Raw genomic sequence first — 16343 nt, 5'->3', positions numbered from 1 at the left:
ACTCCTCTGTGATCAGGAACGGGCTGCGTCGTGACCGAGTACCCGCAGGGACCAGTCGAGCAGTTGACCCGGCTGGCTGTTGTTGCGCTCGGTCAGGGTACTGCGGGTGTTGGTTCTGCGATCGAGCAGCGAGACCTGGCGGCTGCCATTGGCCACGTCGGTCACCTCCAGGCGCCACTCGCCCTGGGCCGGTTCGCCGTAGAACTTGTGGGAGAGCATGCGCATGTCACGCAGCCCCTTGGTGCGCACATAGCCCAGCTGCTGCCGGTCGAGGGATTGTCCCACCAGGCTGTTGTTGGGGTTGAGCAGCACGCTGCGGGTGCCGGATGGCGAGACCAGTTCGATCAGCAGATCGGGCAGCCGCTGGTGATCCAGGCTCACCATCACCTGCACGGCCTCGACCGTCAATGGCTGATCGACCTGCGTGCTGGAGCGGGTCGGGCTGCTGCCCACGTCCGGGATGGCACCGACGGCGCGATCCCGGACCGTCACCTTCTGCCAGGGCAACTGCACCAGTGGCGGCAGCGGATCATGGCTGGCGGCGCTGGCCAGGGTCTTGTTCACATCCACCAGGCCGAAACCATAGGTCGGGCTGTACCAGAGGCCGGCCGCGTTGCGCTCCCACCCCTCCAGACCCGTCACCTGGCGGCGCTGACCGTTGGCGGCCGTGTAACTTATCTGCACGGGCCCCTGATTGGCGTCGAGCCGGGTGGCGTTGCGGGCCAGCAGGTCGCGCAGATCCCGCACCGACAAGTCCGGATAGGCGGACATCAGCAGCGCCATGGCGCCTGTGGTGTTTGGAGTCGCCGAGGAGGTGCCGTTCATCACGCCGTTGTAGTCGCAGCTGGCATCCAGTTGCGGGTTGTTGTGCAGCCGGTTGGTGCTGGGATCGTCCACCCGGTTGTAACCCATGTCGCAGCCGGGCAGATCCGTGGTCACCATGGCGGGCGCATCCGTGCCGTATTCCCCGCCGGGGGCGCTCAGGAAGACGTTGCTGCCGACGCTGGAGTAGGAAGAACGTACCCCGTCTGCGTTGATGGCGCTCACCACCAGGTTCCAGAAGTTGCTGTTGGAGGGATCTATGTTGCTGTTCTCGAACGGCAGCTTGGGCAGGTTGCCGGTGCGGTTGAGCACATAGTCGCCGGATGCAATCCGGTTGAAGCCGTTGCCCGCCGCCTTGATATAGGCCGCCCCCTGCGCCTGCTGGGTCCGCTGTTCGAACAGGCGATCGAGCTGTACCTGATCCAGCCCGTTGGCCCCTTCAGGATCGACCAGGCTCATGCCATAGCTCTGGTTGAAGACCCGGTTGTCCGCGGTGACGGCGTTGCCGCCAAGGGCGTAGAGCCAATCTTTTTGCAACTGCTGGCTGTTGTCATCGAGCAGGTTGAAGCCTTGCAACTGGGCGCGGGGAGCTACCCCCAGGGTGCCTATGGTGTTGTCCACCGCGGCTATGATGCCGGATACCGAAGTGCCGTGGGCACTGTCCGGATCGGTCGGGGTAGGATCGCTGCCGCCGGTCACCACGTTTTTGGAACCGGGGCGCACATTGTCGGCCAGATCCGGGTGCGCTATGGCCATGCCATCGTCCACCACGGCCACGTTGATGCCCTGACCCAATACCTCGGTGCGGTGTGCCCACCAGAGGTTGAGGTCATTGCCCGCCACGCCACCGCGGGGGCTGAAGGCATTCTGGCCGCTGTTGAGCAGGTGCCACTGCTGGTCCTGCAGGGGATTGATGCCGGGCAGACAACGGATTGCGCTGCTGCGACCGGTATCGAGTCCGGCCTCTTTGCCGGTGAGCGGGGTGCAACTCTCATTAGCCTGAACTGAGGCGATAGGCAGGGCCGAGAGCAGGGCCGAGATTGCCAACGCCAACGATGTTTTTCTCATTAATAAACTCCATCTTATATCGCACCGTCCTGGGTGCGACTGGCATCTATACACGGGAAAAACAGAGCCAAAAAGCGCTCATTCCTGATCTGGGATAAGGCTCAAAAAAATCCCATCACAAACCGGTTTTCAACCATATGGGGGTTCCAGTGAATCCTTTTATATGTTGTATTGAGAACTTTTCTCACTTGCTGGCTATTGATTTTTGTCTTTATAGATCAGCATGTTATTAATGCATCATTAACACTGGATGCGGCTGTGCCGAGGCAGCCGCTTTGGGCCGGCCCTGATCGGATGTGGCTCATCCCCACACTGGCGCTATGTGGCTGGCAAGCCAGCCCTGCCGGGAGGCGGGTCTTGCACCCAGGCGGCAATGAAAACGGCGCCAGTGGCGCCGTGTTTATGTGAGGGGCTGGCCGCGAGTGGCCAGCCGTTATTTGATCAAGGCCAGGATCGGGCGAAACGCCGGATGACGACAATCCCCCAGCAGCTCGTAGAGGCACATCTCCACCGAGGTGAGCCGCGCGCCACGGGCGGCCAGCTGAGCGATGGCCAAGTCGCGGTTGGCGGCACTGCGGGACGACACCGCATCCACCACCAGGGAGACATCGGCGCCGCTGTCGAGCAGTCCCAGCACCGTCTGGTAAACGCAGATATGGGCCTCAATGCCGCACACCAGCCAGTGACGCCTGCCCGTCCGGGCCAGCGCAGCGGCCACTGCTGGCTCCCCCAGCGCGCCGAAGCTGAACTTGGTCAGCACGGGGGCGCCGCTTTGCAGTGGCTGCAGCTCGGGTACAGTCGGCCCCAGCTTGTCCGGATTTTGTTCCAGCCAGACAACCGGCAAGCCCAGTGCCTGGGCCCCTTGTACCAGCCGTGCGCTGTTGGCAATCAGGGCAGGGTTCCCCTCGACGAGCCGTGCCAGCTTGCCCTGAATATCGACGACCAGCAGGCCGGTGTTCGTGGTGGTCAGCATGATGGCTCCCTGGGTCAGATCAGTGGGTGGCGCCCAGTGGACGCATGACAGATGTACGCGACTGGTTCCACAGATAGATGAGGGTCAGCGCGATGGCGGTACCGATCGGCAAGGCGAACAGATGCAGCGCGATAAAGCACCAGAAGACAACTTTGAAGCCCTTCACCGGCTCGGTGAGCCCGCGATAGGCCACATAGTTGAATGCCATGACAAACAGCCCAATGGCCAGTGCGAGGCCGATGCTGACCCCCTGTGACGGGGCTGATCCGGCCGGGTGCAGCGGGCTGACCGTGACGACGGACCATGCAACAAACGCTATCATGGCCAAAGAAAAAAGCGTCGAAGCGATAAAGATGCCTTTGGCGATCAGCTGTTGTTTGGGGCTCATGAATACTCCTTGAATAGGCTGTGGTCTTGCTCCCTGCTCGTGATCTGGCGTGCCTTCCATGCCGTTCGCCATTGACATGGTGACGTATAAAATATGAGTTACGGCACCCTGTCGATAAGGCCCATAAACCTACCCGCAATGCCAGCGCCGGTCAAAAATAAAGTAATTCAAATTGTAAATATAGTGATGGAAATATCATTATGGAAAATACATGAGTAGTCTGGATAGGTAATTTTGTCGGCGCTTTCCTGTTGACCAGACCGAGCAACAATATATTTATGATATACGTATGTACTATGTTGATGGTTTCTCTTGTTTATGGGGCTGATTTTATATTTCATTTCTGTTTGTTCAGCTGGGATGCCCGTTTCTTATCTCTAACCCATAAGACTGAGTTGTCAGTCTTCTTCATCTCGAACAGGTCGATTGCCATGAATAGATCACTGAGCTTTTGAAAGCCGTAGTTCCGTTGATCAAAAGAAGCATGGTTTGATATATGATTTCCTATTGCTCCCAGCATTGCCCAACCACCTCCCTCCTCAACCGCATCGATGGCTTGACGTAGCAAATTAATGAGGCGAGTATCACTTTTAATATTCTTGATCTGCTTTGCTATCGGAAGTTCTTCTTTTATATCATTAGGTTCAGTATCAAGATAAAGAAAGCGAGAGCAGCTATTGACGAATGGCATTGAGGCCTTACGTTCGCCAAATCCGATCACAAATTTACCGTCTGCGAGGCAGCGAGTAACAAGAGGGGTAAAGTCACAGTCTGAAGAGACGAGACAGATGACGTCTACATCCTTGGTATAGAGCACATCCATCACATCAATCACCAACGCCATGTCGGTCGCATTTTTTCCTTTAGCCAAGTCAAATTGCTGCACCGGTTGGATGGCAAATTCATGCAACATTTCCTCCCATGATTTGAGGGTCGGATTCTTCCAGTTACCATAAGCTTTGCGGATATTGACTACGCCATAACGAGCCAGCTCGGACAATACCCTGTCAATCTTGCTGGCCGGTGCATTGTCTGCATCGATAAATACAGCAATTTTTTCTTTGTCCTTCAAATGACCTCCTGTCATTTAACGTCACCTGCTACACCGATTCTCTGAATGTAGATACTATTTTTAAAGGCGTGGCGACGTACCCGTCTTGCCAAAAGAGAGATTATCCGCCAAGGCGCTAGCCCGCCAGCAATCAGGGCCTGCAACGAGGTGGTGACAATTGGCCACAATAAGCCAGTTGCGGCCGGTTCGGGGAGGGGGCAAAAGCAATAACTGTGTGGTTTATCAAAGATTTTCTGCACGATAGCCCAACCGGGTTGAAAGCCGGGCTTAGCTGCCGCTTGGTTAAGCTTGCCCTGTTTTGTTGCTTGGCGACGGGAAGAGGCTCTGTTATGGTGGCATTAATTAGCCGTTTGGATGGCTAGATGGTTGTGGCAAATATATCCATGGTGGCAAGCGCCATCATAGGCCACCGTTTTGATCATGTTGACAAGGAGTTTCTTATGCAGCGTCGTTCCTTCTTCACCCTCTCCGCGCTGGCACTGCTGGCCAGCAGCCTGCCGTTTTCCGTTCTTGCCGCCGATCCGGCCAAGAAAGAGATAGTGATTGGCACGACAGTCGGGGACTTTGCCGACATGGTGACCGACTCCATCAAGCCGCAGCTGGAGGCCAAGGGCTACAAGGTCAAACTGGTGGAATTCACCGACTACGTGACCCCCAATATCGCGCTGGCCGATGGCTCGCTCGACGTGAACTGCTTCCAGCACAAACCCTATCTGGAGAGTTTCTCAAAAGACAGGGGCCTGTCGCTGGCTCCCATCACCCAGGTGCCGACCGGTCCCATGGGGCTCTACGCCGGCAAGCTGGGCGAGCTGAAGGCTCTGAAAGAAGGGAGCACGGTCGCCATTCCCAACGATCCGACCAATCAGGCGCGGGCTCTGCTGATGCTGCAGGATCTGGGCTGGCTCACCCTCAAGGAGGGGATCAATCCGCTCAAGGCGAGCGAGTTTGATGTGGCGAAAAATCCGCACAATATCAAGTTGATCCAGCTGGAAGCTGCGCAACTGCCGCGTTCGCGGGAAGATGTGGACTTCTCCGTCATCAACGGCAACTTCGCCGCCTCCAGTGGCATTGCGTTCAGCGAGGGCCTGATCCTCGAGCGCAGCTACAACTTCATCAACTGGGTGGTGGTGAAAAGCGCCGATGCCGGGCAGCCGTTTGCCAAGGACGTGGCGGCGGCCTACAACTCTCCCGAATTCAAGGCCTATGCCGCCAAGCGCTTCGTGGGTTACAAGTATCCCGAGGGCTGGCAGGGGCAGAGCGCCAGCAACTGAGCATGGCCATCGGTATGTGACACTATCGCATCAACAAGAACGGGCACCAGAAGGTGCCCGTTTTTGTTGGCGTCGTCACAGGCGTCAGTAGCGGCGCAGCCACCAGCGGGCGGCAACGAGTGCGGTCAGGCTGCCGAGCAGGGCGCTCGCCAGGACGTCCAGCGGCCAGTGCATGCCGATCAGCATGCGTGACAGGCCTATGCCCAGCGCCCACAGCGGCAGCAGCCAGACCCCGGCGGGGGCGCGGGCCAGCCAGATCAGGCCGAAGAACTGGGCCAGGCTCATGGCGGCGATGCTGTGGCCAGAGGGGAAGGCGTAGTTCACCTCCGCCTGCCAGTGGTTGCCGAGCCACTCGGGCAGGGCCAGCAAGAGGCTGGCCGCATGCACCTGCTCGCTGCGTACTTCCACCTTGCTGGCGTAGAACTGCTGGATGGCGGGGATCAGGTTCTGGCTCTCCAGCCAGATCAGATAGGGGCGCGGTTCCTGGGTCAGGTGTTTGACCAGGCTCTTGATGGCCCAGTCTCCCGCCAGCACGGCAAACAGGGCGCCACCGAGGGCCAGCGTGGCGGGCAGGCTCAGCGTCAGCTTGTGTCGGGTCAGCAGCAAGAGGGCGGCGATGCTGACGGCGAGGCCGGGCAGATCCACCATGCGGGTGAGGGCGTAGGGCCACCACAGCCAGCCCGATTGCAGAGCGTTGCTCATAAAGGGCTGCCAGGGGAGGCAGGTCAGCAGCAGCAGCGGCAGGATCAGGGCTGCGCTGAAACCAAGCACCTGGCGGCGCGGCAACGAAGAGGCATGAGTCGGCATAACAGGGCTCGTAACGGGTGCGTGTAACAGGGGCTGATAAAAAAGAGGCGCCATTGTGCCAGCCTCGGCTTGTCGGTCAAGTCGCACCGGCCGGACTGTAACATGGGGTTACAAATGAGTGTGGCCCGGGCCGAGATGGCGATATGGGCATGGGGCGTCAGCATCCGAACATCTTGGCGGTTTGGGCCGGCCTGGTGAATCGACTCTGGTGAAGGGGCATGGGCGCACCAGCGTCTGGGCATCTGGCCGCTTTGGGCAGGCCGGGCGGAGCGATTGTGGTGAAAGGGCTGGGGTGAACCTGCATCTGGGCATCTGGCCGCTTTGGGCAGGCCGGGTGAATCGACTCTGGTGAAGGGGCATGGGCGAACCCGCATCCGGGCATCTGACCGCTTTGGGCCGGCCGGGCGGAGCGAGTGTGGTGAAAGGAGATGGGCGAATAAGCATCTGAAAATTCGGTTGGTTTGGGCTAGAATGGCGCGCCTGTGGCCGGTTGCGAAGTGAGAGAGCCCGATGAAGATCGTCGTTGATGAAAATATGCCCCACGCCCTCGAGTTGTTTGCCGAATTTGGCGAGGTGATCCCCCTGCCAGGACGACAGATGCAGGCGGCGGATCTGCAAGATGCCGATGTGCTGCTGGTGCGCTCCGTGACCCGGGTCGATGCCGAACTGCTTGCCACCAGCCCGCGGCTCGGGTTTGTCGGCACCGCCACCATAGGCACGGATCACGTAGACAAGGCGCTGCTGGCCGAGCGGGGCATTCCCTTCTTCAGTGCGCCCGGCTGCAACAAGTATTCGGTCGGTGACTATGTGCTGAGTGCCTTGCTGGTGCTGGCCGAGCGTCATGAGCTGAATTTGAGCGAGATGAGTCTCGCCGTCATAGGCGCCGGCAACACGGGGGAATGCGTGGCGGGCAATGCCGAGGCCCTCGGCATGCGGGTGCTGCGCTGCGATCCGCCGCGCGCCCGGGCCGCCGCGCAGGCGGGAGAGGCGGGGGCGTTTGTCGACTACCAGAGCGCCCTTGGCGCCGACATCGTCAGCTTCCACGTGCCCATCACCCGCGAGGGGCCGGATGCCACTTTCCACCTGCTGGATGAGCGGGTGATCGCCGCGCGACCAGCCGGGCAGATCCTCGTCAACGCCTCCCGTGGCGAGGTGTGGGACAACCAGGCCCTGCTCGCTCGCCAGCAGAGCGATGCACCGTTGCGGCTGGTGATGGATGTGTGGGAAGGGGAGCCAGAGCCACTGCGTGCCCTGGTGCCCCATACCGAGATAGCGACCCCTCACATCGCAGGCTACAGCCTGGAGGGCAAGGCGCGCGGCACTTGGATGCTCTATCAGGCGCTGTGCCAGCAGCTGGGCCGCCCGGCGCGCCAGGATCTGCAATCCTTGCTGCCAGCCCCCGAGGTGCGTGCACTGACACCGGGTCAACCGGCGGATCAGGCGTTGATCAAGCAGCTGGTGCACCTTATTTATGACGTGCGTCGCGACGATGCCCGTTTTCGCAACCGGATTGAGCTGCCCGGCAGTTTCGATGAACAGCGCAAACACTACCCGGAGCGGCGCGAGCTATCCTCCTTGCATGTCTGTGGCCCTTTCGCCGGCGATACCCTGGCCCGGCTCGGCTTTGGCATTCAGGCCGGGTGAGCCGGGCTCAATCCCGAATTCAACACCAGAAAATGGGCGGATCCTGTGTCACACCCGGTTCCGCCCTTGTCCGGTTTGGCATGATGCCAAATCCCCTATCGGGCAGGTCAGCCTGCCAACTGTGATGCCAGCGTGCGTCAGCGACACCATGGATAGCGGCGGTTAACCGGCGCCATCCATGGGTAATTCCACAGGAGAGAACATCAGTGAGTCAGCAATTCAACGTAGCGGTATTGGGCGCCAGCGGCGCCGTGGGTCAGGCCATGATCGAAATTCTGGAGGAGCGCGCCTTCCCGGTCGGCACTCTCTATCCGCTGGCCTCCAGCCGCAGCGCGGGTGATACGGTGCGCTTTGGTGGCAAGAACCTCGAGATCAAGGATGTGGAAGAGTTTGACTGGAGCCAGGTGCAGATAGCGCTCTTCTCCGCCGGGGCCGAGGTCTCTGCCAAGTGGGCGCCCATCGCCGCCGAGCATGGCTGCATCGTCATCGACAACACCTCCTGCTTCCGTTATGACGCCGACATCCCGCTGGTGATCCCGGAAGTGAACCCGGACGCGCTGGCCGATTTTCGCAACCGCAACATCATCGCCAACCCGAACTGCTCCACCATCCAGATGCTGGTGGCGCTCAAGCCGCTGCACGACGAGGTGGGCATAGCCCGCATCAACGTGGCGACCTATCAGTCCGTCTCCGGTTCCGGCAAGGAGGGGGTGAGCGAGCTGGCCGGCCAGACCGCGCAGTTGCTCAACGGCCGTCCGGTGGAGCCGACCCTCTACCCGCAGCAGATCGCCTTCAACCTCATTCCGCAGATCGACAGCTTCACCGACAACGGTTACACCCGGGAAGAGATGAAGATGGTGTGGGAAACCCAGAAGATCCTGGGAGATGCCAGCATAGCCGTGAACCCCACCTGCGTGCGGGTGCCCGTGTTCTACGGTCACGCCGAGGCGGTCCACGTCGAGCTGCACCAGCCGCTGGATGCGGATCAGGTCAAGGAGCTGCTGCGCAATGCCCCGGGCGTCACCCTGTTCGATGACGAAGCTGACTATCCGACCCCGGTGCGCGACGCCACCGGCAAGGATGAGGTACTGGTCGGTCGGGTCCGTCAGGATATTTCTCACCCGAGTGGTATCAATATGTGGATCGTGGCCGATAACGTTCGTAAGGGTGCCGCGACCAACAGCGTGCAGATTGCCGAGCTGCTGGTGCGCGATTACCTCTGATCCGCGGATCGGCTGGCCCGATGGGGAAGGAGCCCCATCGGGCGTGAAACCTGCCACCCGCATGCGGTGTGGATGTGACCGGGGCCGCACTCTATGGCCCCGAGAATTTTTCGCGATATCAACTGATTAAGTTTTTTCCTACACTCAGAAACAAGTTGGGTGCTAAATGTGTCGGACTGCTGGCTTGCAACCTGAGCCTGATTTATATTGAACCGACTGTTTTGGGGTAACTATCCAGATTTTTCAATGCGATAGGGCCGTCATACGAAGGAACGAATATGGGACATTCCCGCATAACATTGGCAACGCTACTCGCATTGGGTCTGCTGGGCACCGCTCAGGCTGAAGACTCGGCGCGGGAGCCTTTTTTTGTTGAGCTCAAGGGCCCGGACGAACCGGCTCCGCCTGCCGTCAATTCCCAGCCGCTGGCGCAACCCGTCGCCGCTCCCCGCGCCACGTCCCAACCCAGCCCGGCCAGGGCCCAGCCCATAGTGCGGCAGGTTGCCACCAGCAATGCCGGCAGTTATGGCCCGATCCGTCCCACCGACACCCTCTGGAGCCTGGCGAGCAAGCACCGCCCCTCCAACAAGGTGAGCGTCTACCAGACCATGGTGGCGATCTACGAGAAGAATCCCCGCAGCTTTGCCGATGGCAACATCAACCACATACTGGTGGGATCCCGCATTCAGCTGCCAAGCGCCGCCGAGGCCAGCGTCATCACGGATGCGCAGGCTCGTCAGCGTTTCAACAGCGACAACGCCAGCTGGAAAGGGCTGAGCCCGAAATACCTGGCCAACAAACATGCCCAGCCTGCCAAGCCGGCGGAGACCAAGGTTGCCGCCGTGCCTGCCAAGGTGACTGCGCCCAAGGCCGCCCCCATTCCGGCACCCGTGCCCAAGGTGACCACGCCGCAACCGGCCACCGAGGTCAAAGAGATTGCCAAGGTGGCCGAACCCGTGCCAAGCCAGGCAGCAGCAACCAGCGCCGCCAGTGCGAGCGCGCCGGCTCCGCTGCCGGCCGATGTGGGCAAACCGGTCGGCAAGCCCTCCACCGAGATGGCGCTGGCGCTGGAAGATGCCAATGCCCAGCTCGGCCAGGTCACAGAGATGAACCACAGGCTCAAACTGCGTCTGCAATCCCTGACCGAAGAGGTGGAGACCCTCAAGGCCCAACTGCTGGATCAGACTGCGCTGCAAAAAGAGATTGCCGAGCTGAAAGCCAAGCCGGTACCACCGGTGGCGGCGGCTCCCGAGCCCAAGCAGAACTGGCTGATGGACCTGCTCGCCTCGCCGCTCAACCTTGCGATGATCATACTGCTGCCCGTGCTGCTGGTGCTGGCGCTGGTCACGCTCTGGCTGCGTTCCCGTGCCCGCCGTGAGCTGGAAGAGCAGGAGAAGAGCCTGTCCGAATCCACCGCCATGGTCATGGATCAGGAGAGCGGCGAATTTGACGAGCTGATGACGGTCGGCATCGCGGACGAGGAGCCGATGCGGCCGAGACCGGATCTCAACACGCCTGATGGTTATATGGCGGTGGCCGAGCCAGAGGCGCCGGCCGATCTGGTGTTCAGCGACGATGGCGAGATGGATCTGGCCAGTTTCGAGCCGGAACCTGCGCCGGCCGCCAAGGCTGCCATCCGTGACCCGGATCTGGTGCCCGAGCTGGATCTCGCCCATGACGAGTCCATCGAGCTCGATGCCGGGCCGGATCTCGATCTCGCCAGCGAGTTCAACCCGCCCAAGGGCGGTCATGAGGTCATGAGTGAAGAGGAGCTGCAGGCCGCGCTGTTTGCCGAGCTGGACGCCGATCTCACCGCCGATCTGGATCTGGATGCCGACGATGACGGCCAGCCGGATGCCGAGCCCGTGGTCAGCGACGAGGAGCTGGCCTCCTTTGACCTGAGCGACTTCGAAAGCGCCTTTGCCGAGCCTGCCGCTGGCAAGGAGAGTGCGCAGCAGAGCGCCGCCGATACCAGCGCCGACGAGATGCTGGCGGAACTGGGGTTGGCGCCGGCCAAGGGCAAGGCGGCCGAGCCGGATCTGGAGTGGGATCCCAACGAGCTGGCGCTCTCCGATTTTGAGGATGCCTTCGCCGAGGTGGAATCCCATCAGGGCGACGTGAAGCCACGGGAACAGGCGCAGGAGAGCGGCTACGTCGAGATCGACAAGCTGCTGGCCGAGGCCGATGCCAGCACCACTGAGCAGGAGCCTTATCAGGGCTTCTCGCTGGACGTGGGGCTGGATGGTTTCCCCGAGGTGCTGCCGGAATCCACCGGATTTGATGTGGATGCCGACGATGGCGGGGTGGGGGCCAAGCTGGATCTGGCCCGTGCCTACCTCGAGATCGATGACAAGGATAGTGCCCGCGAGCTGCTACAAGAGGCGGCGGAGCAGGGCACGGATCACCAGCGCGCCGAGGCCGAGAAGTTGCTCAAGCGGCTGGGATAACCCTTTGCATGATGTGATCAGGTAACGAAGGGCAGCCACAGGCTGCCCTTCTCTATTGGGGCCCTTGTCGAGCGGGATGCGGTTTTTGGGACTTTTCAGCCTGAGCGCGTATAATCCGCCCCGTTTCGTTTACCGCCCTTCTTTCACCATAAGACAAGTGTTATCCATGCGAATTGCCCTAGGTATTGAATATGACGGCAGCCGGTATTTCGGCTGGCAGCGTCAGCGAGAAGTGATCAGCGTGCAGGCCGAGCTGGAGAAGGCCCTCAGCCGGATTGCCAACCACCCTGTCTCCATCCAGTGCGCCGGTCGCACCGATGCCGGCGTGCATGCCACAGGTCAGGTGATCCACTTCGATACCGAGGCGAACCGTGCCGAGGGGGCCTGGACTTTGGGGCTCAATTCCAACCTGCCGCCGGACATCGCCGTGCGCTGGGTCAAGGAGGTGGACGAGAGCTTCCACGCCCGCTTCAGCGCCACCGCCCGTCGCTACCGTTATGTCATCTACAACCACAACTACCGTCCGGCGATCCTCGGCAGCGGCGTCAGCCACTACCACGAGACCATAGATGCCGAGCTGATGCACCAGGCGGGCCAGAGCCTGCTGGGGGAGCACGACTTCAGCACCTTCCGCGCGGTTGCCTGCCAATCCAACACCCCCTGGCGCAATGTGACGCATCTGTGCGTCAGCCGGCAGGGGCCCTATATAGTGCTGGATATTCGCGCCAACGCCTTCTTGCACCACATGGTGCGCAACATCACCGGCTCCCTGCTGCTGGTGGGGCAGGGACTCAAACCTGTGGAGTGGATTGCCGAGGTGCTGGCCGCCAGGGATCGCAACCTGGCCGGGCCCACCGCCAAGGCCGGTGGCCTCTATCTGGTGGACGTGGATTACCCGGCTGAATTCGCCCTGCCGCAGTTGCCGCTCGGCCCGCTCTGGCTGCCGGACTCGGCACCGGGTACGACCAGTTTTTAGTAACTGGCCCCGAAAATTTGTGGTTTAATGATCCGTCATTTATTGCCATCGAGCTATTAAGTCATTGAACAATCTAGGCTCGATGCGTTTTGTCAGGCACAAAAGCATTAAGGAATTCCATGAGCTGGCTTGAGAAGATCCTTCCCAAGAGCAAGATCACTACACCTCGTCGTCACAACATTCCGGAAGGGGTGTGGACCAAGTGCAGTGCTTGTGAACAGGTGCTCTACCGGGCAGAGTTGGAGCGCAATCTCGAAGTGTGCCCCAAGTGTGATCATCATATGCGCATCAGCGCTCGTGCCCGTCTCGAGAGTTTTCTCGATGAGCAGGGCCGCACCGAGATCGGTGCCGAGCTGGAGCCGCAGGATGTCTTGAAATTCAAGGATTCCAAGCGCTACAAGGATCGTTTGTCTGCCGCTCAGAAAGAGACGGGAGAAAAAGATGCGCTGGTGGTGATGAAGGGGACCCTCAAGGGGGTGCCGGTCGTCGCCTGTTCATTCGAGTTCTCCTTCATCGGTGGCTCCATGTCCTCCGTGGTCGGTGCCCGTTTCGTGCGTGCCGTCGAGGAGAGCATCAAGGAAGGTCGCGGTCTGGTCTGCTTCTCCGCCTCCGGCGGTGCCCGCATGCAGGAAGCGCTCTTCTCCCTGATGCAGATGGCCAAGACCAGTGCGGCGCTGGACCGGCTTACCAAGGCGGGTCTGCCCTATATCTCTGTGCTGACCGACCCCACCATGGGGGGCGTCTCTGCCAGTCTGGCCATGCTGGGTGACATCAACGTGGGCGAGCCCAAGGCGCTGATCGGCTTTGCCGGCCCGCGCGTCATCGAGCAGACGGTGCGCGAGAAACTGCCGGAAGGCTTCCAGCGCTCCGAGTTCCTGCTGGAGAAGGGCGCCATCGATCTCATCATAGATCGCCGCGAGATGCGCAACCGTCTGGCCAGCCTGCTCGCCAAAATGCTGAATACTCACGTCATCGAAGAGTGAAGATGAGTTCAAACATGCAACAATCCCAAAGCCGGTCGCTGGTCGACTGGCTTTCTTATTTGGAGCAGATCCACCCGGTCAACATCGACATGGGACTGGAGCGGGTCGGTGCCGTCGCCCGGCGCATGGGTCTTACCCAACTGCCGTTCAAGGTGATTACTGTGGCGGGCACCAACGGCAAGGGCTCCAGCTGTGCCATGGCGGCCAGCATATTGATGGCCGCGGGCTACAAGGTCGGCGTCTACTCCTCCCCCCATCTGCTGCGCTTTACCGAGCGGGTGCGCATCGACGGCGCCGAGCTGGCTGACGGCGATCACTGCGCCGCCTTTGCCGAGGTGGAAGCGGCCCGTGGCGAGATAGCGCTCACCTTCTTCGAGTTCGCCACCCTGGCGGGCTTGTGGCTCTTCTGCCGCGCCGCGCCGGACGTGCTGCTGCTGGAAGTGGGGCTGGGCGGTCGGCTCGATGCCACCAACGTGGTGGAGTCCGATGTGGCCATGATCACCTCCATCGCGCTCGATCACTGCGACTGGCTGGGAGATACCCGCGAAGCTGTGGCAGTGGAGAAGGCGGGAGTGTATCGCGCCGGCAAACCCGCCATCAGCGGCGAGCCCAACCCGCCAGCGACCATAGCCTCAGAGGCGCAGCGCCTCGGTGCCTACCTGCGTCAGGTCGGCCGCGACTTCCACGGCGATGAGCACGACACCGGCTGGGATTACCACGGCCTCAACCAGTGGCGGGATCTGCCAAAACCGGCCCTGCCGCTGATGAATGCGGTGACCGTGCTGGCGGCGCTGGAGTCGCTAGGCTTGCCTCTGCCGGAGTCTGCCATCCGTGCCGGGCTGGCCAATGCCAGGCTGGCTGGCCGGATGCAGCGGTTGCAAAGCGAGCCCCTGGTCATCGTCGATGTGGCGCACAATCCCCATTCGGCGGCCTATCTGGCGAGCCAGCTGCGCCAGATCCCCTGCGCAGGCGTGCGCCGCGCAGTGGTCGGCATGCTAAAAGACAAGGACATGGCGGGCTCGCTCGCCGAACTCGACGGCCTGATTGGCGAGTGGTATCTGGCCAGTCTCACCGGCCCGCGCGCCGCCACTGCCGAGCAGCTCGCTGCCGCGCTGGGGGAGGGCAAGGGGCCAGCTAGGGAGTTTGATGACGTCCGCACCGCCTACCAGGCAGCGTTGGCCGCATCGAGTCCTGATGATATGGTCATTGTGTTTGGTTCGTTTTACACTGTCGCCGACATTCTGGCAGGCACTGCGTCCTGATCGGCACTGGCAGGTTGAGCGGTACGGCCTAGGGCCGCGCCCTGTTCGGCGCGCCATAAGCCAAGCAACATGGGCAGGAATCAACCTGGCTTCGAGGTTGCAAAACAGCATGGCTTGAGGAGTCCGTCCGTTATTGTTGTCCGCAAAATTGCAATTAATTCTAAGTAACATGGGTGGGAATTAACTTGGCTTCGAAGTTTCAGAACAGATTGGTGGGGACCGTCATCCTGGTGGCCCTGGTTGTCATTTTTCTGCCGGATCTGATGGACGGCCACAAGCTGGAGCAAAAGGAAGAGGCGTTTGCCAAGATACCGCTGCGCCCCGAGCTTGAACCCGCCAAACCGGCGCTGCAGGTCTCTGCCGCCAGCGCCTTGCCGGCGGAACATCTGGCCAGCCAGCAGCAGGCCTCTGCCGCCGAGCAGTGGCAGGTCGAGGAAGTTTCGGATCCGGTCACACTCGCTGCCAACAAGACTCCGGCGACGCAGACCCAGCCGCCTGCCACCAAGCCGGTGACTCAGCCAGTCGTCAAGCCCAAGCCCGAGGTGATCGCCAAGAAGCCGGTCGAGCCGCCCAAGCCAAAGCCGGTACCGCCCAAGCCAGTGGAAGTGAAAAAACCGGTGGAGACCAAGCCGCAGGCGGGTCAGATCAAGTCGATGGATGATCTCATCGCCAGCAAGATGGTGCAGCCGACCACGCAGGCACCCGCCGCGGCCGTGCCGGCTCAGGGCAGCTGGATCCTGCAGCTCGGCGCCTTCAAGAACGTTGACAGCGTCAATGCCCTGGTGGGCAAATTGCGGGCGGCGGGCTACTCGGCTCACACCTCGCCAAGAACGCCGGTGCAGGGTCAGCTCAACCGCGTCTTCATCGGGCCGGATGTCTCCAAGGCCAAGCTGCAGGGCATGCAGGGTCGTATCGGCCAGATGACGGGGCTCAGTGGTTCAGTGGTGGCTTACAACCCCTGATGCGGGTTTGACGAACGCCGAATAAAAAATACCGCGCCAAGGCGCGGTATTTTTTTAGCACCTGCTCATGGTCTCTCAGCGAGAGGCAGGCCGGTTTTTAGATGCATTTCACCGGTTTTGGCAGGCCGCCTATCTTGGTGGCCTGCTTGGCGGGCCCTTCCGGGAACAGCTTGTAGAGATAGCGGCTGTTGCCCTTCTCGGGGCCATACTGCTTCTCCATCGCCTTGACCAGGGCGCGAATGGCGGGGGAGGTGTTGAACTCCAGGTAGAAGGCTCGCACGAAACGCACTACTTCCCAGTGGGGCTCCTCCAGCACTATGCCTTCCTGCTCGGCCAGCACCTGCGCCAGTTCCTCGCTCCAGTCGCTGCTGTTGAGCAGGTAGCCCTTGGCATCGGTTTCGATGCTGCGGCCGTTGAATGCCAGCTGATGCTCAGCCATAAGAGG

Annotated in this window: 14 protein-coding genes; 8 read left to right on the top strand and 6 right to left on the bottom strand. The window is 61.0% G+C overall.

Annotated features, from left to right (window positions below):
* Nucleotides 1-12: 12 nt before the first annotated feature.
* From asp to BN1118_RS12960, 4 genes are all read right to left on the bottom strand, one after another.
* Nucleotides 13-1890, bottom strand: coding sequence for a serine protease Asp (gene asp, locus BN1118_RS12975; RefSeq protein ID WP_043556497.1), 1878 nt, complete (start codon nucleotides 1888-1890; stop codon nucleotides 13-15).
* A 433-nt stretch (nucleotides 1891-2323) separates the two neighbouring features.
* The gene (locus tag BN1118_RS12970) at nucleotides 2324-2863 is read right to left on the bottom strand and encodes a hydrolase (protein ID WP_043556495.1); all 540 of its coding nucleotides are present in this window, start codon (nucleotides 2861-2863) and stop codon (nucleotides 2324-2326) included.
* 19 nt (nucleotides 2864-2882) lie between these two features.
* The gene (locus tag BN1118_RS12965; RefSeq protein ID WP_043556494.1) at nucleotides 2883-3251 is read right to left on the bottom strand and encodes a hypothetical protein; all 369 of its coding nucleotides are present in this window, start codon (nucleotides 3249-3251) and stop codon (nucleotides 2883-2885) included.
* 337 nt (nucleotides 3252-3588) lie between these two features.
* Nucleotides 3589-4323, bottom strand: a complete 735-nt coding sequence (locus BN1118_RS12960; protein ID WP_043556492.1) for an NYN domain-containing protein — start codon at nucleotides 4321-4323, stop codon at nucleotides 3589-3591.
* Between the two features lie 440 nt (nucleotides 4324-4763).
* Here BN1118_RS12960 and BN1118_RS12955 point away from each other — a divergent pair, with 440 nt between their 5' ends.
* Complete coding sequence (locus tag BN1118_RS12955) at nucleotides 4764-5594, top strand: MetQ/NlpA family ABC transporter substrate-binding protein (protein ID WP_043556491.1); 831 nt, start codon at nucleotides 4764-4766, stop codon at nucleotides 5592-5594.
* An 84-nt stretch (nucleotides 5595-5678) separates the two neighbouring features.
* On the opposite strand, the gene BN1118_RS12950 is transcribed toward BN1118_RS12955, so the two are convergent.
* Complete coding sequence (locus tag BN1118_RS12950) at nucleotides 5679-6401, bottom strand: phosphatase PAP2 family protein (protein ID WP_043556490.1); 723 nt, start codon at nucleotides 6399-6401, stop codon at nucleotides 5679-5681.
* Between the two features lie 510 nt (nucleotides 6402-6911).
* Here BN1118_RS12950 and BN1118_RS12945 point away from each other — a divergent pair.
* The 7 genes from BN1118_RS12945 (at nucleotide 6912) to dedD (ending at nucleotide 15898) form a co-directional block, all read left to right on the top strand.
* Nucleotides 6912-8045, top strand: a complete 1134-nt coding sequence (locus tag BN1118_RS12945; protein ID WP_043139360.1) for a 4-phosphoerythronate dehydrogenase — start codon at nucleotides 6912-6914, stop codon at nucleotides 8043-8045.
* Nucleotides 8046-8251: 206 nt separating this feature from the next.
* Nucleotides 8252-9268: an aspartate-semialdehyde dehydrogenase gene (locus BN1118_RS12940; RefSeq protein WP_042866095.1), complete on the top strand. Its 1017-nt coding sequence runs from the start codon at nucleotides 8252-8254 to the stop codon at nucleotides 9266-9268.
* Nucleotides 9269-9546: 278 nt separating this feature from the next.
* Entirely contained in the window at nucleotides 9547-11715 is a 2169-nt protein-coding gene (locus BN1118_RS12935; RefSeq protein ID WP_043556489.1) for a FimV/HubP family polar landmark protein, read from the top strand.
* A 166-nt stretch (nucleotides 11716-11881) separates the two neighbouring features.
* Complete coding sequence (gene truA / locus BN1118_RS12930) at nucleotides 11882-12691, top strand: tRNA pseudouridine(38-40) synthase TruA (RefSeq protein WP_043556488.1); 810 nt, start codon at nucleotides 11882-11884, stop codon at nucleotides 12689-12691.
* 119 nt (nucleotides 12692-12810) lie between these two features.
* Nucleotides 12811-13674, top strand: coding sequence for an acetyl-CoA carboxylase, carboxyltransferase subunit beta (gene accD, locus BN1118_RS12925; RefSeq protein WP_042866098.1), 864 nt, complete (start codon nucleotides 12811-12813; stop codon nucleotides 13672-13674).
* A 2-nt stretch (nucleotides 13675-13676) separates the two neighbouring features.
* On the top strand, nucleotides 13677-14936 hold the full coding sequence (gene folC, locus BN1118_RS12920; protein ID WP_043556487.1) for a bifunctional tetrahydrofolate synthase/dihydrofolate synthase: 1260 nt from the start codon (nucleotides 13677-13679) through the stop codon (nucleotides 14934-14936).
* Between the two features lie 185 nt (nucleotides 14937-15121).
* On the top strand, nucleotides 15122-15898 hold the full coding sequence (dedD, locus tag BN1118_RS12915; protein ID WP_043556486.1) for a cell division protein DedD: 777 nt from the start codon (nucleotides 15122-15124) through the stop codon (nucleotides 15896-15898).
* A gap of 97 nt (nucleotides 15899-15995) precedes the next feature.
* Here dedD and BN1118_RS12910 read toward each other — a convergent pair whose 3' ends face one another.
* A complete protein-coding gene (locus BN1118_RS12910; protein WP_043556483.1) occupies nucleotides 15996-16337 on the bottom strand; it encodes a TusE/DsrC/DsvC family sulfur relay protein in 342 nt (113 codons plus the stop codon).
* Nucleotides 16338-16343: the final 6 nt, after the last annotated feature.

Origin of the sequence: Aeromonas bestiarum, assembly GCF_000819745.1 — a bacterium.
GTDB classification, from domain to species: Bacteria; Pseudomonadota; Gammaproteobacteria; order Enterobacterales; family Aeromonadaceae; genus Aeromonas; species Aeromonas bestiarum.
Note: the sequence above shows the minus strand (reverse complement) of the source record. Positions and strands in the feature narration are given on the sequence as shown.

Coding starts and splice junctions, on each gene's coding strand:
- BN1118_RS12955 (WP_043556491.1), top strand. CDS start 4,764: ATGCAGCGTCGTTCCTTCTTCACCCTCTCCGCGCTGGCACTGCTGGCC.
- BN1118_RS12945 (WP_043139360.1), top strand. CDS start 6,912: ATGAAGATCGTCGTTGATGAAAATATGCCCCACGCCCTCGAGTTGTTT.
- truA (WP_043556488.1), top strand. CDS start 11,882: ATGCGAATTGCCCTAGGTATTGAATATGACGGCAGCCGGTATTTCGGC.
- asp (WP_043556497.1), bottom strand. CDS start 1,890: ATGAGAAAAACATCGTTGGCGTTGGCAATCTCGGCCCTGCTCTCGGCC.
- folC (WP_043556487.1), top strand. CDS start 13,677: ATGAGTTCAAACATGCAACAATCCCAAAGCCGGTCGCTGGTCGACTGG.
- BN1118_RS12970 (WP_043556495.1), bottom strand. CDS start 2,863: ATGCTGACCACCACGAACACCGGCCTGCTGGTCGTCGATATTCAGGGC.
- BN1118_RS12950 (WP_043556490.1), bottom strand. CDS start 6,401: ATGCCGACTCATGCCTCTTCGTTGCCGCGCCGCCAGGTGCTTGGTTTC.
- accD (WP_042866098.1), top strand. CDS start 12,811: ATGAGCTGGCTTGAGAAGATCCTTCCCAAGAGCAAGATCACTACACCT.
- BN1118_RS12935 (WP_043556489.1), top strand. CDS start 9,547: ATGGGACATTCCCGCATAACATTGGCAACGCTACTCGCATTGGGTCTG.
- BN1118_RS12965 (WP_043556494.1), bottom strand. CDS start 3,251: ATGAGCCCCAAACAACAGCTGATCGCCAAAGGCATCTTTATCGCTTCG.
- BN1118_RS12910 (WP_043556483.1), bottom strand. CDS start 16,337: ATGGCTGAGCATCAGCTGGCATTCAACGGCCGCAGCATCGAAACCGAT.